Raw genomic sequence first — 22,646 nt, 5'->3', positions numbered from 1 at the left:
ATCGCAATAAATGATTTGATGGATCGAAGTGGGCAGCGAAGAGCGCTGCCCACTCAATGCGGGCGCGATACCGCGTGGGGTCACACGGCCCAGCAGGCACAACCAAGCGCGCCGAAGAAGCCCTTGAGATCGGCAATCGGCAGCTTTGATGTCCAGGCGCCGGCGTGGTCGTGACCATGGACGTTGCAGGAACTGGCGCAGCCGCAGGTCGAGATCGCGGTGCGACGCAAGGAGTTCATGCCGGCACCCTGCGGTTCGCCCCATGCCGCATAGCCGCCGAACGTGCGCACGGGAGACCAGTCCGGCATGGCGGGAGGCACGTCGCTCTCGTCGAGTGACTTGAAGTCGCCCGCACCGAAGACGATCTTGCCGCCGACCATGGTCAACTGCGAGGACAGAAACGAGATCTCGTCCTCTGCGCAGGTGAAGAAGTCCCTGTCCGGCACGACGAGATCGGCGAACTGGCCCTTCTCGATCCGGCCCTTCTTGCCTTCCTCGTTAGAGAACCAGGTGACCTTCTCAGTCCACATGCGCAGTGCCGTCTCGCGGTCGAGGCAGTTGGCACGTGGATAGAGCTGCATGCCGCCGACGGTCTTGCCCGTGACCATCCAGGAGAGCGAGACCCATGGATTGTAGGAGGCGACGCGGGTCGCATCCGTGCCAGCAGAGACGTTGATGCCCTTATCGAGCATGCGCCTGATCGGCGGTGTCGCTTCTGCAACGCCGTGGCCGTATCGCTCGACAAAATATTCGCCCTGATAGGCCATGCGGTGCTGCGTGGCGATGCCGCCACCGAGCGCTGCGATGCGGTCGATAGAGCGATCGGAAATCGTCTCGGCATGGTCGAAGAACCAGTTCAGGCCTTCGAGCGGGATATCCTTGTTGACCTTCTCGAAGACATCAAGGGAACGCGAGATGGTCTCGTCATAGGTGGCGTGAAGCCGCCAGGGCCAGCGGTTTTCAGCGAGGACGCGAACGACGTCCTCGAGCTCGCCTTCCATCTCCGGCGCCATGTCCGGGCGTGGTTGACGAAAATCCTCAAAGTCAGCGGCCGAGAATACGAGCATTTCGCCAGCGCCGTTGTGTCGGAAGTAATCGTTTCCCTGCTTGTATTTGACCGACTGCGTCCAGTTGAGGAAGTCCTGCTTCTCTTCCTTTGGCTTCTGCGTGAAGAGATTGTAGGCCAGACGTACCGTAAGCTGGTCGTCGTCCGAGAGCTTCTGGATCACCGCATAGTCGTCCGGGTAATTCTGAAATCCGCCGCCGGCATCGATGACGCCGGTGATTCCCAACCGGTTCAGTTCCCTCATGAAGTGGCGGGTGGAATTGACTTGATATTCGAACGGAAGCTTGGGGCCTTTCGACAAAGTCGAATAGAGAATACCGGCATTCGGCTTGGCGAGCAAAAGGCCCGTCGGATTGCCGTTGGCGTCGCGGGTGATCTCGCCGCCTGGAGGGTTCGGCGTGTCCTTGGTATAGCCGACGGCGCGAAGGGCAGCACCGTTGAGAAGTGCGCGATCGTAGAGATGCAGCAGAAAGACTGGCGTATCGGGTGCAACCGCATTGATCTCGTCGATCGTCGGCAGACGCTTCTCGGCGAACTGGTGTTCGGTGAAGCCGCCGACGACACGCACCCATTGCGGAGCGGGCGTGATCGCCACCTGTCGTTTCAGCATGTCCATCGCATCGGCGAGCGACCGCACGCCGTCCCAGCGGAGCTCCATGTTGAAGTTGAGACCGCCCCGCACGACGTGGGTGTGGTTGTCGATCAGACCAGGCAGTACACGCTTGCCCTTGAGATCGACGATCTTCGTATCGGACCCGGCGAGCGCCATGACGTCGCGGTCGGTACCCACGTCCATGAATAGGCCGTCCTTGACGGCGATCGCGGTGGCGTTCGGATTTGCGCGATCAAGCGTCGTGATCAATCCATTGTGAAGAACGATGTCTGCGTACATGGAAGCGGCTCCGGTCTTGTGGGGATCGGCGGCATTGGCCGGTGAAAACAAGTTTGAAAAGGCGAGGCTCGATGCTGCGCCCAGGAATGTGCGGCGCGTCGTCATCAGCTTTTCCCCGATGTTGAATCGTCATGGGGTGGGTTCACCGCCACCACGGTTTTCCCGCCCTTCGGGAGGTGACCGAACATGTGCGGCTTGACCTGATGAAGCCAGGAGACGGCGGCAGGCTCGCGAGCCCAAATGCTCTTTGCCAGCGGCACGAGCTGCTCGCCGACAAGGATGCCGAGCAGCCCGATGAGCGCGACGACAGGCGGGGCAGGCGAGCGGACATTGAGCAGGCTGTAGATCACGCCCACCAGCAGGCCGGCACCGAGTGACAGAAGATAGAGTTTCATGGGGGAACCTCGCGTGGTGAAAGAAAATCACTCCGGCAGGACACAGCCGGCCGGAGTGATTACGGTTTACTTGGCAGGGTTCGGGCCGATCCGCTTGCCGTGCTTGACGCGTTCGGCACCGCCGTGGACATGCGTAACAGCATAATCGATGCCCATGCCGTAAGCGCCGGAATGCTCCTTCACGAGCGACGTGACCGCCTCGTAGGTTTCCTTGCGGGCCCAGTCGCGCTGCCATTCGAGCAGGACCTGCTGCCAGGTGACCGGAACGACGCCGGCCTGCACCATGCGGTCCATCGCATATTTGTGCGCATCGACGGACGTGCCGCCGGAAGCATCTGCAACCATGTAGATTTCGTAGTCGGTATCGTTGATGCAGGAGAGCGCGAAGGTTGTGTTGCAAACCTCCGTCCAGAGGCCGGCGACGACAATCTTCTTGCGGCCATCGGCAGCATGCTTGGCAAGCGCGTCGCGGACGTTCTGGTCGTCCCAGGAATTCATCGATGTGCGCTCAAGGATATCATTGTCCGGGACGACAGCGAGCAGTTCCGGGAAAGTGTTGCCCGAGAAGCTGTCGGTCTCGACGGTGGTGATGGTGGTCGGGATATTGAAGATCCTCGCCGCCTTGGCAAGACCGACGACGTTGTTCTTCAAGACCTGGCGGTCGATCGACTGAACGCCGAAGGCCATCTGCGGCTGCTGGTCGATGAAGATGATCTGACTGTTCTGCGGGGTGAGGACCTGAAGCTTGCTGGACATCTCGTGTCTTCCTTTGACTAGGTTGAAGGTAGGTAATGGGGCAGGGAAAGCGGCACGTCTTGAAAGTTATGCCGCCTTATTGTTGGAAAGCGACGTCAGGCGGCGAGCGGTGTGAGCCCGGCCTCGATCTGGTCACGATAAGGCTCGTAGCGAGCCGGCAGCTTCAAAACCTCGCCGAGATGTGCCGTATCTTCGTCGCGGTCGAAACCGGGCTCGTTCGTGGCGATTTCGAACAGGACGCCCCCGGGGGTGCGGAAGTAGATGGCCCAGAAGTAATCACGGTCGATGACAGGTGTTACGTGGTAGCCTGTGTCCATCAGCGCCTTGCGGACTTCGAGCTGCTTTGCGCGGTTCTCGACGGCGAAAGCGATGTGATGCACCGAACCTGCGCCCTGCCTTGCGAAAGGCGTTTTCGGAAGAACCTCGAGGTCGATCGTGTCCGCGCCATTGCCGCCGGGGATGATGAAGCGGGTGACGTCACCATCCGTCTCAGTACGCTGGTAGCCCATGAAACCGAGCAGTTCGGACGTGGCAGCAGCGTCATGCAGGCGGAACTTGGCACCTGTGAAGCCGCGGATGCCGACGCCTTCGTCGATGCCGGCGCCATTCCAGGCCTTGCGGCCGTCGTTTTCCGTTTCGACAAGGGCAAACGCTTCGCCATCCGGCCCTTTGAACAGGAGGCGGGCAGCGCCGAAGGCGGTGTCGGTATGCAGGTTGCCGGCTCCCTTTGCAGACAGGCGATCCTGCCAGAAGGAGAGCGAGCCCTTCGGCACCGCGAACTGCGTTTCGCTGACTTCGCCGACGCCTGGGCGGCCGCGCATTACGTCGGGAAACGGGAAGTAGGTCATGACGGAGCCCGGGGTGCCGGCCTCATCACCGTAGTAGAGGTGGTAGACGTTGGGGTCGTCGAAATTCACCGTCTTCTTGACGCGGCGCAGGCCGAGCGTGTCTGTGAAGAACGTGTTGTTCTGGCGGGCATCCGATGCCATCGACGTGATGTGATGCAGTCCCTTGATATCCTTGATCATAATGCTCGCCTTTCCGCGGCTGCGTTGGTTTGTCTGGTGTGATTGAAAACCTACGCCCGTTGATCATCGGTCGGAATTGCAATAATAATTGTCAGTGAATTGCCTCAGGTGAAATAATCAATGAACGACTACAAGCTGCTTCGAACCTTTCTGCTGGCCGCCGAGAAGCGGAACTTCGCGCAGGTCGCGCGCGAACTCGATATGACCCCGGCAGCCGTCACGCGGGCGATCGCGGCTCTGGAAGAAGACCTCGGGGTGCAACTCTTCGTGCGGACCACGCGCCAGGTGTCGCTGACAACCGACGGTGCAATCTTCGCCGCACAGATCCAGCCGGCCGTGCAGGCGCTCGACAACGCGCGCAAGGATGTGATGAATACCCATAAGGCGGATCATGGCCGCCTGCGGATAAGCGCACCGACCTGGTTCGGCCAACAGGTCCTGCCGCCTATCCTCTCCGCATTCAGGGAACGCTACCCGAAGATCAGCTTCGAGATCTCGCTTGCCGATGGGCTCGTGAATATCATCGACGACGATTACGATCTGGCGATCCGCATTTCCGCGGCACCCTCGGACAAGTTTACGATCTGGCGCAAGATCAGCGTCGTGCGCCGTATCCTCGTCGCAGCGCCGGGCAGCCGGTTTTCCGACATGAAGCATCCGAACGAACTCGTTCCCGACGATTGCCTGGCCTATAGCGGTGACAGCAAGCGGGAGACCTGGACGCTGTCGGACGGCAGCGGCAGCGCCACGATTTCTGCCGGCCGCGCATTCAGCGCCAACAGCGGGGAAGTGCTGGCGAGCATGGCGGCGGACGGCGTCGGGGTCGCCATGCTGCCCAAGTTCCATATGGCCGAGCATCTGCGGACCGGACGGCTCGTCCACGTCCTGCGGGACTGGTCGCCGCCGAATTTGTGGTTGACCCTGTACTACCCCCCGTATCAGGCGCTACCGCCCCGTATCGCCTCGTTCTCGAAGTTCTTCGAGCAACAGATCCCCGCATTTATGTCGGCAATCGAATGAACTGAGTTTGTTTCTAAAAGGTTTTCCAAAGGGCTGTGCTGCTCCCGACGGACTTGGCTTTTCAACAGCTTCTATTGTCCACCACTGGGCCACTAGTTCGAACCTGTTCAAGGCGACGAACTCTCGCCTGAATTGGGCTACAACGTGCGCGTTCGCCCGAATGACCGCAACAACAGGTTAAGAGAAACAGCAACCTTGTCGATGTCGCGAATATCCCGCGAATATTGACCGGTGTAGAGTTTGACAATCATGCTGTCGCGAGCAGCGCCGCTGACTTCGAAATACAGATGCAGGTAATAGACTTGCTTGTCGCCGCTGCGACTTACGCTGCTTCGTCGTTGAGTGACCTGTCCGAGCTCCGCTTTGAACGGGGCGAAGCCGGGGAGTTTCAGCATGACCGATTTGGATTGAAATCGGGCCATGCTGGGGACTGCAACGACCGCCTTGTCCAGTGCCAGACTGACGATTTGGCCGGGGACGTCGTCGACGACAGCGGGTTCATCGAGCTTGAACGCATGAAACAGACGCCGGGGTTTCTCAAAGCAGATCAGCGACGCGATGAGCAGTACGACGACATTGATGCCTGACCACCACGCCGCGACCGGTGAAAACTGGCCTTGTACATGCGACGTTTCCGGTACGACGTTGACCAGAAGTCCAAGGACAGTGACCGTGATCATGATTGCGATCCAGGCGAAGCTGTAGCGGTCGAACTGGTTCGACTCATTGCCGCTGCCCTTTGGCGTTACCCTGAACGGCTTACCAAATGGCCTCACCAGGCTGGAGACCACGGTCGGCAACATGCGGAATGTTGAAAAGGTCCCGACGGCGCTGGAAATCACAGGCAAGTACCGGGTCGGCGTGATCCACAGCATCAGCAGAAAATACGCCGCCAGCAACGGCACCTGATGAGAGACATAATCGGCTATGTCAGTGAAATAGAGCGGGAGCAGGCCGAACCAAAGATAGACGATGGGGACGAGCAATATCGTGAAGCGGACCAGATACTGTACCAGCCATGATGCCGGCAGGAACATGATCCGTTGAAAGAGCGTCAATCCCGGGCCGCGCAGCGGGCCGTTATAGAGGTAAAGGGTTTGAATACCCCCCTGACACCATCGTTCACGCTGCACAAAATACCCGGTCAGGTTTTCGGCGGCCAGTCCCATCGATAGCCGCTCGTTCAGATAGCGCGTCTTGTAGCCTTTGTTGAGCATCGAAAGAGTTGTCAGCAGGTCTTCCGTGATCGACTCCGTTGGAAACCCGCCTATCGCGTCAACGGCCTCGCGGCGGGCAATCGAGCATGACCCGCAGCAGAAACTGACGTCCCAGGCATCTCGGCTGGGCGCGATCTCGTCGAAGAACAAGCGCTGCTCGTCCGGCCAGATATTCTCCAGGCCAAGGTTTGATTGCACCGGATCGACATTGAAGAAATGTTGCGGTGTCTGGACGATGCCGATGCTGTCATCTAAAAAGAAGGGCAGCGTCCGGCGAAGGAAATGCCGATAGGGCACAAAATCGGCGTCGAAGATCGCAATAAACTCGCCCGAGCTGACCTTCAGCCCGTTGTTCATGTTGCCTGCTTTGGCATGGCTGTTGTCGCCGCGCGTGACGTGGATGACGTTTTTTTCCTCGCAATAGGCCTTCAGCCAATCTCGGCGTTGATCGTCAAGCACATAGACATTCAATTTGTCGGCAGGATAATCCAGCGAGCGGGCGCCGATGATGGTTCTCTCGAGCACGTCGAGGGGCTCATTATAGGTGGGAATGAAAACATCGACAGTCGGCAGCTCGCGCTGCTCTCGCGCAAAGAAAACGCGGGCCAGCCTGTCCGCTTCTGCGCTGCGGTCGACGTAGCGGCTCATCAATACCAGAAAGAGAATGACTTCGACGCACGCCAAAATCTCGACGATGAAGAGGATCCAGACCCAGTAGAAACTCGCACCGCCGTCGGGATAGGGAAGCACTGTCTCCGTCAAACGCCAGAACATGTATCGCAATGCGACTGCTGCGACAACCGCGCAGGTCACCGCCCGTGTCCAGGTGTGATGGCGCGACCAATTGAACGGCCCCACGAAGAAGAAGGCCAAAACGACAAAGGTCGGAACCAGCGCTACAAGATACTGAACCACAGGCTTTTGACCCAGTTGGATACGTTGATGCCGTGTTTGGAAAACCGCACCTGCACTGTGCGCCCTACCTGGCAGGAGTTGGCAAAGTCATCGTTCATGAAGGATGGATCGAGGCGAACCCGAATGCGGGCGTTGCGTTGTGTCGACGGCGGCAAACTGGCGGCAAAGGAATCGGCCTCGACCGAAGCCGAACTGCCTCTGACGGACACGACCGTCCCATTGAAAACATCGCTGCGGCCAAACAGGCGCACCTGAGCGACGAGTTCTGGATAGATCTCGTCATAGTTGACCTCAGGGACAAGAATATCCACAAACAACTCTCGGCAGTCGAGAAGGCGCATCAGCTCGTCGTTCAGCATGACGTTGGAACCGTTGACGATACTCCTGGTCCAAACAACGCCGTCGAAAGGCGCTGTTGCAGTTGCGGATTCAAGGCTGCTGACGCGGCCTGCCTCTTTGACCAGCTGCTTTTGAACTTCGGTCGCTCGTGTCTCGTTTTCCGCTATGCGCGAGTTCAAGTCATTGATGCGAACGACCACCTCGTCTTCACGCTGTCGCGAATAAGGCACGTCATTCTGTCCGTCGCCGAAGACAAAGATACCCTGGCGGACCGCATTGAGCCTTTGTTGCAATTGATCGACAGTCAGGTTGCTGATTTCGACCTCGCCGCCGGTCGCAGCGCCAGCAGCCCGCGCGGCCTCAACCAGCTTCTGCGTCAGAATGCCTTTTGACTCGAGCTGCATCCGGCGGCTCAGGTCGACCTGCGCGACCAGATCCTGCGCTTGCGACACTTCGACTTTTTTCCGCAGGATTGCGACTTCGCGTTCGAGATTGGCAATGGTGGTCTGCCTATAGATTTCCAATCTGGCAGACAATTCCTCGCGTAGCGTGGAGAGCTCCTCCCGTTCTTTTTTCAGCGCCGCGACGCGGTCGAGCGCCGTATTGCGATCCGCCTCAAGCGACGCGAGGATTGCGTGATTGACGCGTGTATTTCTGATTTCAGCCAGCGATTGTCCCGCTTTGACCGGGCTGCCGACCTTGGGGGGGTCTTCCGCAATCGTGCCGTCGATTGGCGCGTTAACGACAGCAAACCGCGCATTGACCGTGCCATCAAGGCTCGTAAAGCCGGTGATCGTCGGCAATGAGACGACAGTCACGAGTGTCAGCAGCAGCAACCCAACAACGATGCGCGTAATGCGATGGTTCCAGATCATGTTGGCATCCGAAGATATCACTTCTGCAGCCATCCGTCCTATCGAGCCGGCACAAACGGATGCAACTAATTCTTGTAATTTAGCGCATCGAAAATTAGAAGACAAGTGATGGTCGTAAAGCTGAGGCAGAACAGTTCGGATGTGGAGGAACCGCCGCCGACGGGAGGCTTGGCACCGTATCGGTGCTGCGCCCGGAATATGGTCAAGCCATCTCCGGCGCGGCGACTGACGTGATGAGTGGTGATTGCGTGGGAAATCACGGCGCCGCGCCCGACAGTGCTGCCATTCCATTCAGTCAGAGACAGCATAATTTCACGCGACCTTCTTTTAATGCGGTCGAAGCCTTTTGGTCGCGATCAGCATGACGAGATCTTCGGAGGCATCGGCGAGCTCCAATGCCAATTCCGCAGCCGACCATCCACGTTTCTGCAAACTGACGAGCATTTCCACCATCGCGACTTCAACCTCTCGTCTGCAGATCGAAATCGGCTTCAATTCGATACGTTTTTCATCACATGCGGTGGTCATCTTAGCCTCCTTAGAAATGGGCAGCGTCACAAAATTCGCCAATGGGTGGATATGGTAGGGGTTGCGTGTAAGCCTCGGCCTTATACGCATCGACACAGACGGCCCTAGTCTGCGCGCAACCCCTTCGCGTCCTTATTTGCCGATGTCCGGCCTCAGGCGCGTCTCGCATGAAGGTGAGCAGAGGAAACCCGCCGAATTCCTGTCGTAAGCCGACGCTCGCGCAAAGCGCGCACGAATATTGCCCCGATAGTTCACGACCTATCCTCCTCTGCTTGCATATTTTGTTGTGATTATTGTCGTTTTCACGTTGAGAGTGCTTTGAAACTGCATTGCACTGGCAAGTGAGTATTTGGGCTTTCCGAACCGTCCTTAGGAACTAACCCGTGCTCATTTGGATACAGGAACAGGACGCGATTGTCGTTATCGCCGCATCCCGAAAATTATCGGTCCGTCCATTTCTGCTCGTAAATGAATATGATAAGTAGCTTATGCACGTAAGACTTCAGTCGATTCGGTTTTGTTCGGATGGGCTGCGCGGCCATTTCAGCCGCGAAAGCGATTTTTTTGCTGTTTCAACAGCCCGGATCGGCTTATGCGCTGGGGGAATTGGATGGTTACGGTGTCTGGAGATGACCCCGCTGCTGGACGGGAATGGCCGGCCCACCTTGAGCAGCGGCGCTGGCCGCGCGAACCGTCCCCGCAGAAAGAACATCAGGTGGACGTTCCACCTGCATTGGTGCCCTTGCGATTTTCGACGCGAGACCTGCCGCCGAAAGAACAATTCCAGTCCTGGCGATCACATATGGCGCCGCTTGTCGATGTTCATCTGCCGGACGGACAATCTGAGGACGACGGTTTTCTCGCGGAACAGACCGGCTGGCATCTCGGCGATATCCTCATCGTCCAGCAGCGCGTGCAGGCATGCAGCTATATTCGCGATCAGGCCATGCTGCGGTCGAGCCCAATCGACCACTGGAACGTCGGCGTACTTCGCAGGGGCCGGGCCTGGACCGAGGCCAATCGCCATGTCACGGAGACCGGCCCGGGTGAGATATTTTTCAGGTCTCTCGGTTATCCCAACCGTGGGCGGATGACCGATTCAGCCGCGGTGCTCGTCTTCCTGCCCTAAGAACTGACCCGTGATGCGCCCCCTTCTGCAGATCGCCCACAACATCGCCCTCTCCGGGAGCCTCGCCGAATTGCTCGTCAGCTATATCGACGGCCTGGATGCAGCATTTTGGGACGACGATCGGCGATTGGTTAACGGTCGCACGTTGATGCGGTGGGCTAAGCCTTCCGCAACTCAGTCCAATATCCATCCAAGGATACACTTCGGTCAGATGATATTCGACATCGCACAGCGGATGGCGTTCGGACCGGCCCGAGTGAATGGCGGCGCCGGCGTTGAGCCATTGATTGACGGCGAGATAGCAGGTGACAATCTCGCACCAGTTGTCGGGATGTTCGCCCCGGAAGCTCGGCACGCGAAGTTGTGATACAGGCATCGTCTCCGACGAGAGCACAAACTGACATGAGGCAGGATGCAGCGATGCTGAAAACCGATACCCGCCAAGCGAATTGGCGTCGTGTCAATCCAGGCAAATATGATGCTCACCTCGCCGTGCAGCGAGCAGTCAAAGCCGGCGAGCTGGAAAAGCAAAGCTGTGAAGTCTGCGGAGTCGAAGCAGTCGATGCCCGTCATGATCAATACGAAGAGCCTTTAAGGGTACGGTGGTTATGCTGACGGCACCACACGAGGCTTCACCATTACGGCGAAGACGTGTTTCCGGTCAGGAATGCATTTTAGAGGCCTGATCAATCTGGCGGATTGCGCGCCGTCCGGAGAATGACCGCATTGCGGGGCCCACCAAACGGCGAGCGGCCGCCTTGGCAGGACTGTCCGGCGAGTACAGCGCTGGTCTTGAGTCTGAAGCGCTATGACCGATCCGCATTTGTAAAAGCGTCGAAGATCGCATGATGTCCGGCATCGTTCGGATGAACCACATCGGCGGAGGCCAGGGCGCCATCGCCGTGAGCCTTCATGTTTTCGTAGACAGGTGCATAGAAGAGCGAGAAACGTCGTGTCAGCTTGCGCACGACGTCGACATACCCTTCGAAACCCATGCGCGCGTGGCCTGTGAAGCCGGTGCTGTCGAAGGCCGACCTGAAATTATGGTGATGGTCGCCTATCACCAGCCGATCACGCGCGGGGAAACTCAAGGATTGCCGGAGGTCCGCCGCGACGTGATCGCGCACCTCCGCTCTCTCGGTTTGGTTTCCTCCTATCCGCGCAGCCCGCAGCCGGGCGGGCTCTATACGCTGGTGACGACCAAAGCCTTCCTGTCGCCGTTCGGACTCGTGAGCTTGCGCGATCTCGGATTTGGAGCGCATCGAGGATACCGGCTGCTCAAGGAGGGGCCTCCTTGATGAAACTCCATTGCGCTGGGCGACGACACGGATGACTTCGGCTTGCCGTCGAGTGTGTTCGAGTGAAGCCACACATCAATGTTACTGCCGCGCAGGCTGAAACAATTCGATGAGGTTGCCGGAGGGATCAATGAGCAGGATCTGCGAGCCTCCCGGCCCGGTGACCACATCATTGCGGAAGCGGACGCCGCTTGCCCGCAGACGCGCCACCTCGGTGGTCAGATCGTTTACGATTAGGTGAATGCGATTCCAGCCGCCGGGTATCGGCTGTTCGCCGTCAGGCATCGGCCGGCCCGCCGAACTTCTCGGGCCGCTCAGAAGCAGACGCAGTGCACCGCGCCTGATGTCCGCGAAAGCCGGCGCATGCTTCGAGATCAGAGAAAAGCCGAGATGGGCGACATACCATTCGACGGCGACCTCGACGTTCTCGACAATATAACGCACGTTGACTGTCTCGTCGGCCATGGTTGCCTCGCAAGGTCTGGAGAAGCGGAGAGAGTTTAACAGACCGGTTTCGGATTGGAAAATAGCCAGTAAGGGCTGCGCTCTCCAAGTGTCATTTTTCCCGTGGGGCTTCTTGTCGCAAAACCGCAATATCAGGCCTCGCAAGCGGAAGCGCTTTCAGCGCCCGTGCGGAGGCGTACGTCTCGTCACTTGACCTGTGTACAAATAGCCTCAACGAAAACTTAAGCACTTTGTAATAATTCTAATCAACCACCTCGCCGCAGAGTGTGGGACGACGTGTCTGAGTTCCGCATGCATGTGCCGCTGGAACATGCCTGTCCAGCTTGTTGATCGATTGCATCGGCCCGGAGCCACGGCGGCCCCGTGCGACAGGAGTGAGACTATGCCATCCAAACTTTTCACCCGCATCAGTGCTAAACTGACCGCCATGTCAGCGGTCGGCATCTTCATGGTTTTAGCCTTGCTGGCAGCGGTCTGGGTTGGCGACGCCTCGACCGGTAGAAACGCCGATTTCGGACGGATGCAGCTGGTCATTTCCCGGGATCTGGTGGACGCAAAAGCATCGCTGCGCGGCATGATGATGGGAATGTTGGAATTACGTCTGGCGGAGACTTCCATCGATGCAACGAAAGCGCGCGAGTATGTTAGCAAACGGCATGAATCGGCGACCAAATACCTGGCGAGCGCAAGCGCGCACGTCACGCTCCAGGCTAACAAAGATCGGATCGCTAAAGTTGCCGAGCTGACGAGCCAGTGGATGACCGAATACGAAGGTCTGTCCAACTCGATAGACGCCAGATTAGGCAGCGCTAGCAACGGTTCGGAAGCGTCTGCTGAGGAAAAAGCTGCACAGGGCAAGCTTTTGAACATTGCCGATCAGATCGGGTCGTTACTCGATGAGTGCGTGAATGCGGCCAAAAGCAAAGCTGAGGAAGCCGGGGTCCAGATGTCGTCCGCATCGAGCCTGGCGTTGCAAATCAGCCTTGGGATGGGATTCCTCGTGGTTGCAACGCTTGTCGCCTCGGCAATCTTTGGTTCGAAGGCGATCGCCCGCCCCATCGGTCAGTTGACATCGAGCATGAAACAGCTTGCCGACGGCGACCTCGAAACCGCAGTGCCGTTCGCAAGTCGAACCGACGAGATTGGCGAAATGGCTGGCGCTGTGGACGTGTTCAAGCAGAACGGCATTCGGATCCGCCAACTTAATGCCCAGGAGCGTGCCCTGCAGGAAAAGAACGCGGATTTGTCCTCGAATATATCGGCGGTCGTCGCTGCGGCCGTTGCTGGAGACTTTACCCAGCGAATTCAGAAAGCCTATGAGAATCCCGATCTCGATCGTTTCGCGGCAAGCGTCAATGAGCTTGTAGCCTCTGTGCACCGTGGCGTCGGCGAGACCCAACGCGTCATCGCGGCATTGGCGCATGGGGATCTCACCAACGAGATGCGGGGCGAATTTCAAGGCTCATTCGCAGAACTCAAACGCGACGTGAATGCGACAATGGACGGTTTGAGAACCGTGATGGCAGAAGTCCGCGCGGCGATAGAAACGATCAATTCGGGCACCGGCGAGCTTAGCCACGCGTCTGGCGATCTGTCCAAGCGTACCGAGCAGCAGGCGGCTGCATTGGAGGAAACCGCCGCAAGTCTGGAGGAGATCACATCGGCGGTAAAGAGTTCGACGGAGCGCGCGGCTGAAGCCAGTCACATGGTCACCGAGGCGCGCAGAAGCACAGATCAATCGAGCGCAGTGGTCGCCGATGCCGTCGCGGCCATGGGACGTATCGAGAAGGCCTCCGGCGAGATCAGCCAGATCATCAACGTGATCGACGAGATTGCGTTTCAAACGAACCTGCTCGCGCTTAACGCCGGCGTCGAGGCAGCGCGCGCCGGAGAGGCGGGGAAAGGTTTTGCAGTCGTCGCCCAAGAAGTCCGCGAGCTTGCGCAGCGGTCTGCTCGCGCCGCCAAGGACATCAAGGATCTGATTACGCGCTCCGGAACCGAAGTGCAGAGCGGCGTGAGACTTGTGACCGCCACCGGCGAGGCACTGAGCCTGATCCAGGGTCAGGTAACCAGGATCAACGAACACGTCCAGTCGATCGCCACTGCGGCGAAGGAACAAACGACCGGTCTTTCAGAAGTCAATACAGCCATCAATCAGATGGATCAGGTCACGCAGCAGAATGCGGCCATGGTCGAGGAAGCCACCGCAAGCACCAGCCGACTGGCGGAAGAAGTGGTTTCTCTTTCGCAATTGATTTCACGGTTCAAGGTGCAGGCTGACGGGCGGCCTACCCTTTCGCTCGCCGGTGCGGTCAGCCATCACTCGCCCTCAGCGTCACCAGCGCGTGCGCTGCGTCAGACGCTCGCAAACGCGGTGGGTGCCAAGGCGGTCTAGTCATAAAGAGTACCAAGGAGTGCATTCGTGGCTCTCGTTTGCTTCCGGTCAGCCGACCTCTTCCACCGCCAACGTCCCCCGAAAGGTAAGACCGGGGGTTCCCTGTCGCGGATGGGCTCAGCTCCATCCGAACTTTTGAACCGACCGCTGTGCTAGTGGCCGCCAGGACCTTGTTGCTTATCATTGGATCATCACGGCCAAGCCAGCTCCCGCGCCCGGTGTGTCGGTGCGCTCGAGAAGGATGGGCGAGCCTGCGTGTTCGTTAGAGCGCCAGTTAGACTATTTCACCTTTCTTTCCGTGTCGGCTTGTTGAAGCTCATCGCAGTCGAGTCGGGTGGGCAATTAACTTGCTAGAGCGCCAGTTTTGCGAAATGGCACTGAGCGTCAATCCAATAAATACGTCAGAAGCGCGACGGTACCGCACCGCCGCGCCCGCAACGGGGGCCCGCGAATACGGCGACCGGTATCACGATAGCAAGTATGGATGAGATCACCGTCGATACTAGTAAAAGGGCGCGCAATGGCGTTAGGGCCGCCGACGCCATTGCTAGACTGCGTTGGTAGGGCCGGGAAGTACCAGTAGCGTGAAAACGCCGGCAATGAATGTCATCTGGCTCATGGTGCGCATATCCAAGTTCGCGACAGCACCCTGCACGATTACCCGCCCGAAAACTTTGATCGAGATCTTCCCAGATGGAACAAGCGAGGCCCACTGATCGTTTTCGTACACCGATGTCGGGAGATTTCCATGCCTCCTCTAGTCACGTTCATCGTCACTCGTCTTGCGATCGGGTTCTTGCTGGGCGCCACTGCCGGTTTCGTAGTTTGGATAAAGTCCATCGCTCCAGTCTCCCCCTCGTACAGCTATGTGGCACAGGGAATGTTCATCTATCAGTTCGCAAGCACGATCGGCGTCTGCTATCTCGCCACTGCGTTGATGTTCGACGAACCGTAATCTGTCCAGCGTGCATGAAGCAGAGGTTCGGTTTCCCGGTCAGCGTTTTGACCGCAATTCTCGCGATGTTCGTTGCTTCGCTTCGCAGTTTCACAAGTGCCACGGCCCTGAGCGTACGGCGTGTGATCGGCGACCGAACCGCGAAGTGCGATTGAAACGACTATCGAGGTCGGGCCGACAAGATCGCGGCGCCGACCAAGAAGTGAGCATCCGCGTTGATCGTCGCGTTGCCCGTGGGTCACCAGCCTTGCCGTTCGATCAGTAAGAATCGCGGTGGTAGATCGATCTCGCGCGATGTTGTTGGCGATATTCGTCGAGGAACACGACTGACGCCGCACGGTGGGGCTTCGCGGAATACCGTCCAGCTAACGAAGGCGTGTGACGTCTCCGCCACCGCCTGAGGTCTTCGGCCGTCAGTTCAAGGGTCTCGCGGCGTCCGCGCTCCGAGAGCTTCTCCAGCGCAACGGCGCGGAACGTCTCGAGGCATTCGGCGAAATGGGCGGCGGAGGCGCGAGGGGGCGAGGCCGCATTGAGGATTCCCCGGCGCGTGACCGTGACCAAACACTGCACGTCGTCCGCCCGAAGAAGAAATGACCCTCTCATGTTTTTTTCGTCGAAGTTGATTTCCTGTGCTGCGCACGGCGCCTCATCCATTGTCGTTGCCGATCCTCTTGATAATGTCGCCGTCTTCGACTGAACCGGCACGATGTGCGAATGTCTGGAAAGGGCTTGTGTCGTACAGGTACGCTTCAAGAGTGGCTTGCACCTCTCCGCCGGCCGCGCCGATTGTGCCTAGGAATTCCAACACGTCCACGTGCCTCTGGAGGCTGCGATCGATCATGGCAGAGGTCCCGCCGTTTCCGAGGGCTCGGGCGCGCAACCTGAACCTCGGACGTCTTCGCGGTTGAACACGAACGCTCTAAGGAGTTGCGATCCGAGACGCGCTTGCTGTCCGATGTCTTCGAAGATCATTGCGGCTTCGCCGATCTCCGATATGTCGGTCGCCGGGCCGAACTGATCCAGCTCCCTAAGGAGCTCGAGCAGCGTCTCCAACTTGCCCCGCTGACGGATGGCGGCGATGAATAGTTCTTGAGCGACCGCTGCCCGCTGCCGGGGCACGAGATGCACCAGAACTTCCCCGACGACAGCCGCGCACCCACAATCGAAATCCTGGTTTTTTGCGAATGCCTTGATCTGCCGCAGAGCAAGGAGCGCTCTTCGATCTGCGGAGCCGCCAGGCATCTCGTCTCGTCTCGTCATCGGTCCGGTCCCTGTGAGTTTCGGAGCCGAGCGACCCATTCGGCGCCGGCCAATCCGTGGTGAAAGCCATTGGAAAGCGCTGCGCCTGGATAGGCTTGCAGCAATCGAGCCCTTGCTTCGAGGGACGAAATTGCACCGTCCGCCAGAGCTCTGAACAGCCGCGACACGGCGGTCATGTCGCATGCCTGTGGTGAGAGTCGGAGCGATGCCACGCCCAGAGATCGGGTTTCGGCCGGTTCTTCAAACAGAGCCTGACAGGAATGGGAGACCGTCTGCACCCCGTTCAGCGCGAGAAAGGACTGCCCGGAGAGGGTGTTGACGGGAAGGCCGTCGGGATCCTCCTGGCAGACGAACTGACAGTTGTCCTTAGTCCTTCCCTTTGATCGAGCGTGCGCGCAGCGTGCCGAAATCGCGAGCGGCACCCGGCCGAAAGCGAATAGTTCGAAGGCGACGTCTGGGCAGGATCCCGCGATCTCGGCAATCGACGCCGCCGGAAGCTCCGGCGGAAGGCAGACGCTGGTAGCGCCGTTTCTCGCAAGAATCCTCGCCGTCGCGCCATTGTATACGTTCACGAAGGGCCCTACGGCATGCGTCCGGCCCTTCAACAAATGGAGAGCCGAGAGGTCGTTCGCTTCGACAAGATGCGTGTCGGCGTTCGCAAAGGCTCGCTGGTACTTTACCTCTCGATCGATGGTGACTAGCGCCAGGGTCGAAAGCCGCACCTGCTTGCCCGCGGCTTCGAGCCGCTCGACCACCGCCGCAAACTCGCCTTCCATGAAATGAAGCCGCTTGGAGCAGACTGTTTCGCCGAGAACGACGACGTCGACGGGAGATTGGTCCGCAATCTCGAAATAGAAGTCTCGCCAGCGCTCGGTCGGCCACAGGTAGAGGAGCGGTCCCAAGGTCAGTTTCAGCGGCGTCATCGCTATCTCCACCGCTTTTCATATGCGCCATGCGTGGTCTGCTGTCCTTCGCTCAGCGACCTGAGGCGCGCCATCAGGGGCGCGCGCTCATGGGGCGCCGCATCGAGCGCTCTGCGAAGGGTGGAGACGACTTCCGAAATGTAAGCCTTGCCACGCTGGCGGCCCTCTATCTTGAGAGCCTTCACTCCCGCTGCGCGGAGTTCGTCGAGCTGATCCATGACGTCGAGCGAAACCGGATCTTCGAAGGCGTAGCCCTTGCTGTCGCCGATTTCGAAGCGTCCCTTGCACAGCGTTGGATAACCCGCCGGTTCGTTTGCTGAAAAACGATTGATCGTGAAACCGCCCAGATCGGACACCATGTCCGTTCCGGACTGGTGGTATCGGACGTGGCTCGCCGGCGAGCATACGCCGTTCATGTTCGGGGACTTGCCTGTCGCGTAGGAAGAAAGCGAGCACCGGCCTTCCGCCATTACGCAAAGGCCGCCGAACACGAAGACCTCCAGTTCGCAGGCGACGCGCCGGGCCAGCCGTGCGATGTCCTGGATAGTCAGGGTCCGCGGGAGCACGACGCGTGCTGCTCCGAAATTATCGACCAGATAGGACAGGGCGTCGGCATTGGAAGCCGAAGCCTGGACCGATATGTGCAGGCGCTGGGTTGGATGTTGTTCGGCCACGTGGGCCATCAGTCCGAAGTCAGCGACGATCAGCGCGTCGGCGCCCGACTCCGTCGCGTCCCTCGCTCTTCGATACCACAGCTCTTCTTTGCCTGCTGTCATGAAGGTGTTAAGCGCGACGAACGTCTTCACGTGCCGCGCGTGTGCATAGGCGACGGCCTCTTGGAGCTCCACCCGGTCGAAGTTCAGGCCTGGAAAATTGCGGGCGTTCGTCTCGTCCCGAAACCCGCAATAGACGGCATCGGCGCCAGCGTCGACCGCCTCGCGAAAAGATGCCGGGGTTCCGGCAGGGCAGATTAGTTCCATGACAGCCCCTGTCGCTTGAGTGCTTCGGTTCTGATTATCTCGAAGGCGCGGGTCACCGATCGGGCCATCGGCCCAGCGAACCGGGCAGCGGTCTTCACCAGATCGATTTCGTTGTCGTCGAGTGCATTTCGCAGGGCGAGCACCGCCTCCATGTCCCCGGACACCAGGAGCCTTCTCGCGAAGAAGACGGCGTCGCCGTCGACCCTCCCTTCGGCCAGTGCAAGCATGAGAACCAGAGGACCCGTTATCGTGGCATCCGCAGCGATTGGGCTGCCATTTCGGAATGTTCTCAGCGTTCGTTCGGCGGGGCGGATCGAAAAGGCGAATGAAAAGTCGGAGGGGATGAAGGCGAACCGAGTGCGGTCGTGGTCTCCCAGACGGTCGAACAGCTTTGGGTGGATTTTTAGAACCTGCTGGAGAAGCAAGTCGGCGACGCGGGCGGCAATCGGCAACGGCACCATGTGTGCGGTCGCCATCAGGCGGGGTGGGACGAGCATTGGAGCCTCTCGAATGAATGAGGCATCCTAGTTTTTCCCGAGGTGATCCTGTTTGATCTTCGACAAAGACAGAAGAGGTTTGTTGGTCGATTGCAATTCAATGCTAGATCGCATCACCAAAAGACATTCGGACCTGCAGAGCTTTCTCGACGACCTCGAGAGGCGCAGTCTGCTCGTGTCCGTGGACGAACCGGTATCACTGGTTCATGAGATAACCGCCCTGCATCAACAGGTGCTGCACGAGGGCGGTCCCGCCCTCCGCTTCACGCGTGCCGTGAGGGCGGACGGTCGGACCTGTCCGATCAACGTGATCGCGAACCTATTCGGCACGAGGGAGCGCATCGAACTGGGCTTCGGTCTTGGACCAGGCGGAATTTCGCATCTTGCCGAGGAACTTGCGGAGTTGCAGCGCCCACGGCCGCCGAAGTCGCTGGCCGACGCGTGGAGCAAGGTGTCTCTGTTGAAGGCCGCCGCGGCGATGCGTCCCCGGTACTGCGGCAAGGCGCCGTCGCAGGAAGTCGTGCTCGAGGGTGACGACGTCGACCTCGGCCGCTTGCCGATACAATGGTGCTGGCCCGGCGAACCGGCGCCGCTCGTCACCTGGCCGCTGGTCATTACATGCAGTCCGGACGACCCAGACGATGTCAACGTCGGAATCTATCGAATGCAGGTGCGTGCCAGGAACTCGCTGATCGTCCGCTGGCTCGCCCATCGTGGTGGCGCGAAGCACTTCAGAGAGTGGCAGCGAAAGGGCTTGGACATGCCGGTGGCGGTCGTGATCGGCGCCGACCCGGCGACGATCCTCTCTAGCGTGATGCCCCTCCCTGAAGGCATGAGTGAACTGAGCTTCGCGGGTCTGCTTCGGGGAACACGGACGCAGGTGACCAAAGGCCGGACGGTGCCCCTGTTCGTGCCCTCGAACGCGGAGATCATCCTCGAGGGCTACGTATCGAAGGACGAGACTGCCCAGGAAGGACCCTATGGTGACCATACGGGCTATTACAACTCGGTCGAATCTTTTCCCGTGGTGAACTTGTCCGCGCTCACCACCAGACGATCGCCTGTCTACCTTACGACCTATACCGGCCGGCCGCCGGACGAGCCTTCGGTCCTCGGAGAGGCGATGACCGAGCTGTTCGTGCCGATGGCGAAACGCCATTTTCCCGAAATCAGGGACCTTTGGCTTCCTCCTGAAGCCTGTTCTTACCGCACGGCAGTCGTCGCGATCGACAAGCGATACCCCGGTCAGGCCCGTCGCGTAATGATGGGGCTGTGGTCGATGCTCCCCCAGTTCAACTACACGAAGCTCATCATCGTCGTCGACGCCGATGTGTCGGTGCGTCGCTGGGAGGACGTGGTCTGGGCGATTTCCACGCGTTTCGATGCGGCGCGCGATCTCGTCGTGCTTGAAAACACACCAATCGACTACCTCGACTTTGCGTCTCCAAAGGCTGGACTGGGCACGAAGATGGGACTGGATGCCACCAACAAGATCGGCGTTGAGACAGAGCGGGAATGGGGACGGGAACTTCGCATGCCGGATGAGATGACAAAACGCGCGGGCGAAATCTGGGAAAGGATCCGATGTGGACTCGCACGTTGATCGTCACGACGTGGTGGTAGGAGTGAGCGGCGCGTCGGGTGCGGCGCTTGGCGTCGTCGTTCTGGAACGACTGACCACCTTGGGTGTCAGAGTGCATCTCGTCGTAACAGCCGGCGGACGGCGCACGCTGGCGCACGAGCTCGGCCCCGAGGCTCACGGCAGGATGCTTCTCAAGGCGTACCGATACTACGACCACAAGGACGTCGGTGCGGCGATCGCAAGCGGTTCCTTTCCGGTCTCCGGCATGATCGTCGCGCCTTGTTCCATGAAGACGCTTGCGGGAATTGCGACGGGCTTGTCGGAGAACCTCCTCACGCGCGCCGCCGACGTCCAGCTCAAGGAGCGCCGCCGCCTGGTGCTTATGACCCGAGAAACGCCGCTGCACCTCGGGCATCTTCGCAATATGGTCTCCGTCACCGAGATGGGGGCCATCGTCATGCCGCCGGTGCCTGCCTTCTACCACCTGCCTCAGTCTCTCCAGGAGGCCGTTGACCACTTGGCCTGCCGTGCCATCGACCTCTTGGGCCTGCATATCCCACATCAGTCGCGGCCGTGGACGGGAGAGGTACCCTTTCGATCAGCCGAAGACGGCGATCGGGTCGGCTCCGAAGAGCGTCGCATGACCGCCTCCCAGGAGCCAGCATGAAATTCCGGCCGTAAGCGCGGCGGCGAGAAGCATGGGCAGGTCCAACGTGAGGCGCCATCGCGAGGGACGGCGCGCGAGTGGAACGATCGAGGTGCCTTCCGACAACGCCTGCCACCGACCGCCGAGGCGTCGGCGCGCCCGTTTCTCAGCCATGGGAATGGCCGCGAGAGCGAAGAGCGCGAATCCTCCGAACAGCAGGAGCGACCGGAGGTCCCCGTTCGCGACGATATGTCCGGACGCCCAGATGGCGAAGCCCCAGAGTACCGGGTGTCTCGTCACCTGCACAACGGCTCCGCGTCTTTCCGAGGACCTCATTGCGATCGAAAGCGGGTTTTCACTAAACACGCCCGCTAGCACCAGGAAACCTCCCAGCGGTGCAAGGACGAAGGTTACCGCCGCGTGCCAAGGCTGTAGATCCCAAAGCGGAACGTAGTCGAGAGCTAACGCGGCTGAAAACAGCCAGATGAGCGCCGCTGTCGATACAACCGAGTAGCTGATCAGATAGACTGGTTTACCTACCTGTGAAATGACGCCAGCCCGCACCGCTGGGATCGCGGGGACGGAATGGAGAAGCAGGAAGACTGCAAATGCAGCAACGAACGAAATCATGGCGGCCTCCTGTGAACTTCTATAGCAGATCCGACTTCCGCTAAATTTGATCGTGATCAACCACGACCTCGCCGCGTTCCACTAGGCGGCATTTGATGTTTGGCCGGCCGTTGGAATCGAAGCCAAAATCCGAACCAGATGCCGATGGGGGCTTTAAGTTCTTACCGTCGGCATTGGCAATTGAAGACAGGCCAGATCTGGCTGAGCATTGCTGGATAGGCCCGACGTCGCAGTCTTTGCGCCAGCGCAAAGAGCGCAGCCTTCTGCCCGACTAAAGATGATGGCATTTGTCATCTTTAAAGGCTCCTATCGTGCTCCGCATCCGTTCCCTTTGCTTCGCTCCCATCGTCCTCGCCGCGATGCCGCTCGTCCTCAATGCCGCTGAATTTCCCATTGGCGCACCTCAGGTTGCCGGTGGGATGGAAGTGGCCGCGGTGTACCTGCAGCCAATCGAGATGGATCCTCCCGGAATGATGCAGCCCGCCTCGGAGTCCGACGTCCATCTGGAAGCCGACATCCACGCCACGGGCGACAACGCGAATGGATTTGCGGAGGGCGATTGGGTCCCCAATCTTCACGTCGAATATAAGGTCAAGAACCTCGACAACGGTGGGGAAGCGGCCGGCGCTCTCGAGGCGATGGTGGCCAGCGACGGCCCGCACTACGGAGACAACGTCAAACTTTCGGGTCCGGGTCGCTACGCGGTCGAGCTGACCATTCATCCGGGAGGGCATGGCATGATGTCGTTCGGTCGGCACGTCGACAAGGAAACCGGCGTCGCCGAGTGGCCGGAGGCATTCAGTCTCAACTACCAGTTCGTGTTCGCGGGGGTTGGAAAGAAGGGCGGCTACTGAT

General features: G+C 59.3%; 21 protein-coding genes and 2 pseudogenes. 9 read left to right on the top strand and 14 right to left on the bottom strand.

Annotation, left to right across the window (positions count from 1 at the left end):
- Nucleotides 1-80: 80 nt before the first annotated feature.
- The 4 genes from N1937_RS28920 to N1937_RS28905 form a co-directional block, all read right to left on the bottom strand.
- Nucleotides 81-2,063, bottom strand: coding sequence for an amidohydrolase (locus N1937_RS28920; RefSeq protein ID WP_260059884.1), 1,983 nt, complete (start codon nt 2,061-2,063; stop codon nt 81-83).
- The gene (locus N1937_RS28915) at nt 2,063-2,353 is read right to left on the bottom strand and encodes a XapX domain-containing protein (RefSeq protein WP_231284138.1); all 291 of its coding nucleotides are present in this window, start codon (nt 2,351-2,353) and stop codon (nt 2,063-2,065) included. The genes N1937_RS28920 and N1937_RS28915 overlap by 1 nt, the downstream gene beginning before the upstream one ends.
- A gap of 66 nt (nt 2,354-2,419) precedes the next feature.
- On the bottom strand, nt 2,420-3,109 hold the full coding sequence (locus tag N1937_RS28910; protein ID WP_260059880.1) for a hydrolase: 690 nt from the start codon (nt 3,107-3,109) through the stop codon (nt 2,420-2,422).
- A 95-nt stretch (nt 3,110-3,204) separates the two neighbouring features.
- Entirely contained in the window at nt 3,205-4,137 is a 933-nt protein-coding gene (locus N1937_RS28905; protein ID WP_260059878.1) for a VOC family protein, read from the bottom strand.
- Nucleotides 4,138-4,257: 120 nt separating this feature from the next.
- Here N1937_RS28905 and N1937_RS28900 point away from each other — a divergent pair, with 120 nt between their 5' ends.
- On the top strand, nt 4,258-5,157 hold the full coding sequence (locus N1937_RS28900) for a LysR family transcriptional regulator (RefSeq protein WP_260059877.1): 900 nt from the start codon (nt 4,258-4,260) through the stop codon (nt 5,155-5,157).
- A 137-nt stretch (nt 5,158-5,294) separates the two neighbouring features.
- Here the strand turns inward: N1937_RS28900 and N1937_RS28895 are convergent, their stop codons facing one another.
- From N1937_RS28895 to N1937_RS28885, 3 genes are all read right to left on the bottom strand, one after another.
- Nucleotides 5,295-7,289, bottom strand: coding sequence for a glycosyltransferase (locus N1937_RS28895; RefSeq protein ID WP_260059875.1), 1,995 nt, complete (start codon nt 7,287-7,289; stop codon nt 5,295-5,297).
- Complete coding sequence (locus N1937_RS28890) at nt 7,271-8,503, bottom strand: HlyD family secretion protein (RefSeq protein ID WP_260059873.1); 1,233 nt, start codon at nt 8,501-8,503, stop codon at nt 7,271-7,273. The genes N1937_RS28895 and N1937_RS28890 overlap by 19 nt, the downstream gene beginning before the upstream one ends.
- A 327-nt stretch (nt 8,504-8,830) precedes the next feature.
- Nucleotides 8,831-9,031, bottom strand: coding sequence for a hypothetical protein (locus tag N1937_RS28885; RefSeq protein ID WP_170282511.1), 201 nt, complete (start codon nt 9,029-9,031; stop codon nt 8,831-8,833).
- Nucleotides 9,032-9,641: 610 nt separating this feature from the next.
- Between N1937_RS28885 and N1937_RS28880 the strand changes: the two are divergent.
- The 3 genes and pseudogenes from N1937_RS28880 to N1937_RS28870 all read left to right on the top strand — a co-directional run.
- A pseudogene (locus N1937_RS28880) lies at nt 9,642-10,260 on the top strand (AraC family transcriptional regulator); the annotation flags it as partial.
- A gap of 320 nt (nt 10,261-10,580) precedes the next feature.
- A pseudogene (locus tag N1937_RS28875) lies at nt 10,581-10,772 on the top strand (hypothetical protein); the annotation flags it as partial.
- Nucleotides 10,773-11,005: 233 nt separating this feature from the next.
- Nucleotides 11,006-11,458 (top strand): SMC-Scp complex subunit ScpB, encoded by a 453-nt coding sequence (locus N1937_RS28870; protein ID WP_260059870.1) that lies wholly within the window; start codon nt 11,006-11,008, stop codon nt 11,456-11,458.
- 81 nt (nt 11,459-11,539) lie between these two features.
- Here the strand turns inward: N1937_RS28870 and N1937_RS28865 are convergent, their stop codons facing one another.
- Entirely contained in the window at nt 11,540-11,923 is a 384-nt protein-coding gene (locus tag N1937_RS28865; RefSeq protein ID WP_260059869.1) for a VOC family protein, read from the bottom strand.
- Between the two features lie 382 nt (nt 11,924-12,305).
- Here N1937_RS28865 and N1937_RS28860 point away from each other — a divergent pair, with 382 nt between their 5' ends.
- Both N1937_RS28860 and N1937_RS28855 read left to right on the top strand, forming a co-directional pair.
- Nucleotides 12,306-14,318 (top strand): methyl-accepting chemotaxis protein, encoded by a 2,013-nt coding sequence (locus N1937_RS28860; RefSeq protein ID WP_260059867.1) that lies wholly within the window; start codon nt 12,306-12,308, stop codon nt 14,316-14,318.
- Between the two features lie 748 nt (nt 14,319-15,066).
- Nucleotides 15,067-15,273 (top strand): hypothetical protein, encoded by a 207-nt coding sequence (locus N1937_RS28855; protein WP_260059866.1) that lies wholly within the window; start codon nt 15,067-15,069, stop codon nt 15,271-15,273.
- 258 nt (nt 15,274-15,531) lie between these two features.
- Here the strand turns inward: N1937_RS28855 and N1937_RS28850 are convergent, their stop codons facing one another.
- From N1937_RS28850 to ubiT, 5 genes are all read right to left on the bottom strand, one after another.
- Entirely contained in the window at nt 15,532-15,927 is a 396-nt protein-coding gene (locus N1937_RS28850) for a hypothetical protein (RefSeq protein ID WP_260059864.1), read from the bottom strand.
- 183 nt (nt 15,928-16,110) lie between these two features.
- Entirely contained in the window at nt 16,111-16,515 is a 405-nt protein-coding gene (locus tag N1937_RS28845; protein WP_260059862.1) for a hypothetical protein, read from the bottom strand.
- A gap of 14 nt (nt 16,516-16,529) precedes the next feature.
- Entirely contained in the window at nt 16,530-17,456 is a 927-nt protein-coding gene (ubiV, locus tag N1937_RS28840) for a ubiquinone anaerobic biosynthesis protein UbiV (protein ID WP_260059861.1), read from the bottom strand.
- A 2-nt stretch (nt 17,457-17,458) separates the two neighbouring features.
- The gene (gene ubiU, locus N1937_RS28835; RefSeq protein ID WP_113546129.1) at nt 17,459-18,436 is read right to left on the bottom strand and encodes a ubiquinone anaerobic biosynthesis protein UbiU; all 978 of its coding nucleotides are present in this window, start codon (nt 18,434-18,436) and stop codon (nt 17,459-17,461) included.
- On the bottom strand, nt 18,427-18,897 hold the full coding sequence (gene ubiT / locus N1937_RS28830) for a ubiquinone anaerobic biosynthesis accessory factor UbiT (RefSeq protein WP_260059859.1): 471 nt from the start codon (nt 18,895-18,897) through the stop codon (nt 18,427-18,429). Before ubiT ends, ubiU begins: the two co-directional genes overlap by 10 nt.
- Nucleotides 18,898-19,033: 136 nt before the next feature.
- Here ubiT and N1937_RS28825 point away from each other — a divergent pair, with 136 nt between their 5' ends.
- Both N1937_RS28825 and N1937_RS28820 read left to right on the top strand, forming a co-directional pair.
- Complete coding sequence (locus N1937_RS28825) at nt 19,034-20,536, top strand: UbiD family decarboxylase (protein ID WP_260060245.1); 1,503 nt, start codon at nt 19,034-19,036, stop codon at nt 20,534-20,536.
- Nucleotides 20,520-21,182 (top strand): UbiX family flavin prenyltransferase, encoded by a 663-nt coding sequence (locus tag N1937_RS28820; protein ID WP_260059857.1) that lies wholly within the window; start codon nt 20,520-20,522, stop codon nt 21,180-21,182. Before N1937_RS28825 ends, N1937_RS28820 begins: the two co-directional genes overlap by 17 nt.
- Here the strand turns inward: N1937_RS28820 and N1937_RS28815 are convergent.
- On the bottom strand, nt 21,114-21,791 hold the full coding sequence (locus N1937_RS28815) for an NnrU family protein (RefSeq protein WP_260059856.1): 678 nt from the start codon (nt 21,789-21,791) through the stop codon (nt 21,114-21,116). The two genes, N1937_RS28820 and N1937_RS28815, sit on opposite strands and share 69 nt — an antisense overlap.
- Before the next feature lie 359 nt (nt 21,792-22,150).
- On the opposite strand from N1937_RS28815, the gene N1937_RS28810 reads away from it, so the two are divergent.
- Nucleotides 22,151-22,645, top strand: a complete 495-nt coding sequence (locus tag N1937_RS28810) for an iron transporter (RefSeq protein WP_260060244.1) — start codon at nt 22,151-22,153, stop codon at nt 22,643-22,645.
- The last annotated feature ends 1 nt before the right edge of the window (nt 22,646 follow it).

It is taken from the genome of Rhizobium sp. WSM4643, from assembly GCF_025152745.1.
GTDB lineage: Bacteria > Pseudomonadota > Alphaproteobacteria > Rhizobiales > Rhizobiaceae > Rhizobium > Rhizobium leguminosarum_I.
The sequence above is the reverse complement of the archived record's forward strand: the minus strand, read 5'-3'. Positions and strand labels throughout refer to the sequence as shown.

Excerpts from the sequence above, each read along its gene's own strand:
- N1937_RS28920 (WP_260059884.1), bottom strand. The coding sequence starts at position 2,063 with ATGACGACGCGCCGCACATTCCTGGGCGCAGCATCGAGCCTCGCCTTT.
- N1937_RS28915 (WP_231284138.1), bottom strand. The coding sequence starts at position 2,353 with ATGAAACTCTATCTTCTGTCACTCGGTGCCGGCCTGCTGGTGGGCGTG.
- N1937_RS28910 (WP_260059880.1), bottom strand. The coding sequence starts at position 3,109 with ATGTCCAGCAAGCTTCAGGTCCTCACCCCGCAGAACAGTCAGATCATC.
- N1937_RS28905 (WP_260059878.1), bottom strand. The coding sequence starts at position 4,137 with ATGATCAAGGATATCAAGGGACTGCATCACATCACGTCGATGGCATCG.
- N1937_RS28900 (WP_260059877.1), top strand. The coding sequence starts at position 4,258 with ATGAACGACTACAAGCTGCTTCGAACCTTTCTGCTGGCCGCCGAGAAG.
- N1937_RS28890 (WP_260059873.1), bottom strand. The coding sequence starts at position 8,503 with ATGATCTGGAACCATCGCATTACGCGCATCGTTGTTGGGTTGCTGCTG.
- N1937_RS28885 (WP_170282511.1), bottom strand. The coding sequence starts at position 9,031 with ATGACCACCGCATGTGATGAAAAACGTATCGAATTGAAGCCGATTTCG.
- N1937_RS28870 (WP_260059870.1), top strand. The coding sequence starts at position 11,006 with ATGATGTCCGGCATCGTTCGGATGAACCACATCGGCGGAGGCCAGGGC.
- N1937_RS28865 (WP_260059869.1), bottom strand. The coding sequence starts at position 11,923 with ATGGCCGACGAGACAGTCAACGTGCGTTATATTGTCGAGAACGTCGAG.
- N1937_RS28860 (WP_260059867.1), top strand. The coding sequence starts at position 12,306 with ATGCCATCCAAACTTTTCACCCGCATCAGTGCTAAACTGACCGCCATG.
- N1937_RS28855 (WP_260059866.1), top strand. The coding sequence starts at position 15,067 with ATGCCTCCTCTAGTCACGTTCATCGTCACTCGTCTTGCGATCGGGTTC.
- N1937_RS28850 (WP_260059864.1), bottom strand. The coding sequence starts at position 15,927 with ATGGATGAGGCGCCGTGCGCAGCACAGGAAATCAACTTCGACGAAAAA.
- N1937_RS28845 (WP_260059862.1), bottom strand. The coding sequence starts at position 16,515 with ATGCCTGGCGGCTCCGCAGATCGAAGAGCGCTCCTTGCTCTGCGGCAG.
- ubiV (WP_260059861.1), bottom strand. The coding sequence starts at position 17,456 with ATGACGCCGCTGAAACTGACCTTGGGACCGCTCCTCTACCTGTGGCCG.
- ubiU (WP_113546129.1), bottom strand. The coding sequence starts at position 18,436 with ATGGAACTAATCTGCCCTGCCGGAACCCCGGCATCTTTTCGCGAGGCG.
- ubiT (WP_260059859.1), bottom strand. The coding sequence starts at position 18,897 with ATGGTGCCGTTGCCGATTGCCGCCCGCGTCGCCGACTTGCTTCTCCAG.
- N1937_RS28825 (WP_260060245.1), top strand. The coding sequence starts at position 19,034 with ATGCTAGATCGCATCACCAAAAGACATTCGGACCTGCAGAGCTTTCTC.
- N1937_RS28815 (WP_260059856.1), bottom strand. The coding sequence starts at position 21,791 with ATGATTTCGTTCGTTGCTGCATTTGCAGTCTTCCTGCTTCTCCATTCC.
- N1937_RS28810 (WP_260060244.1), top strand. The coding sequence starts at position 22,151 with ATGCCGCTCGTCCTCAATGCCGCTGAATTTCCCATTGGCGCACCTCAG.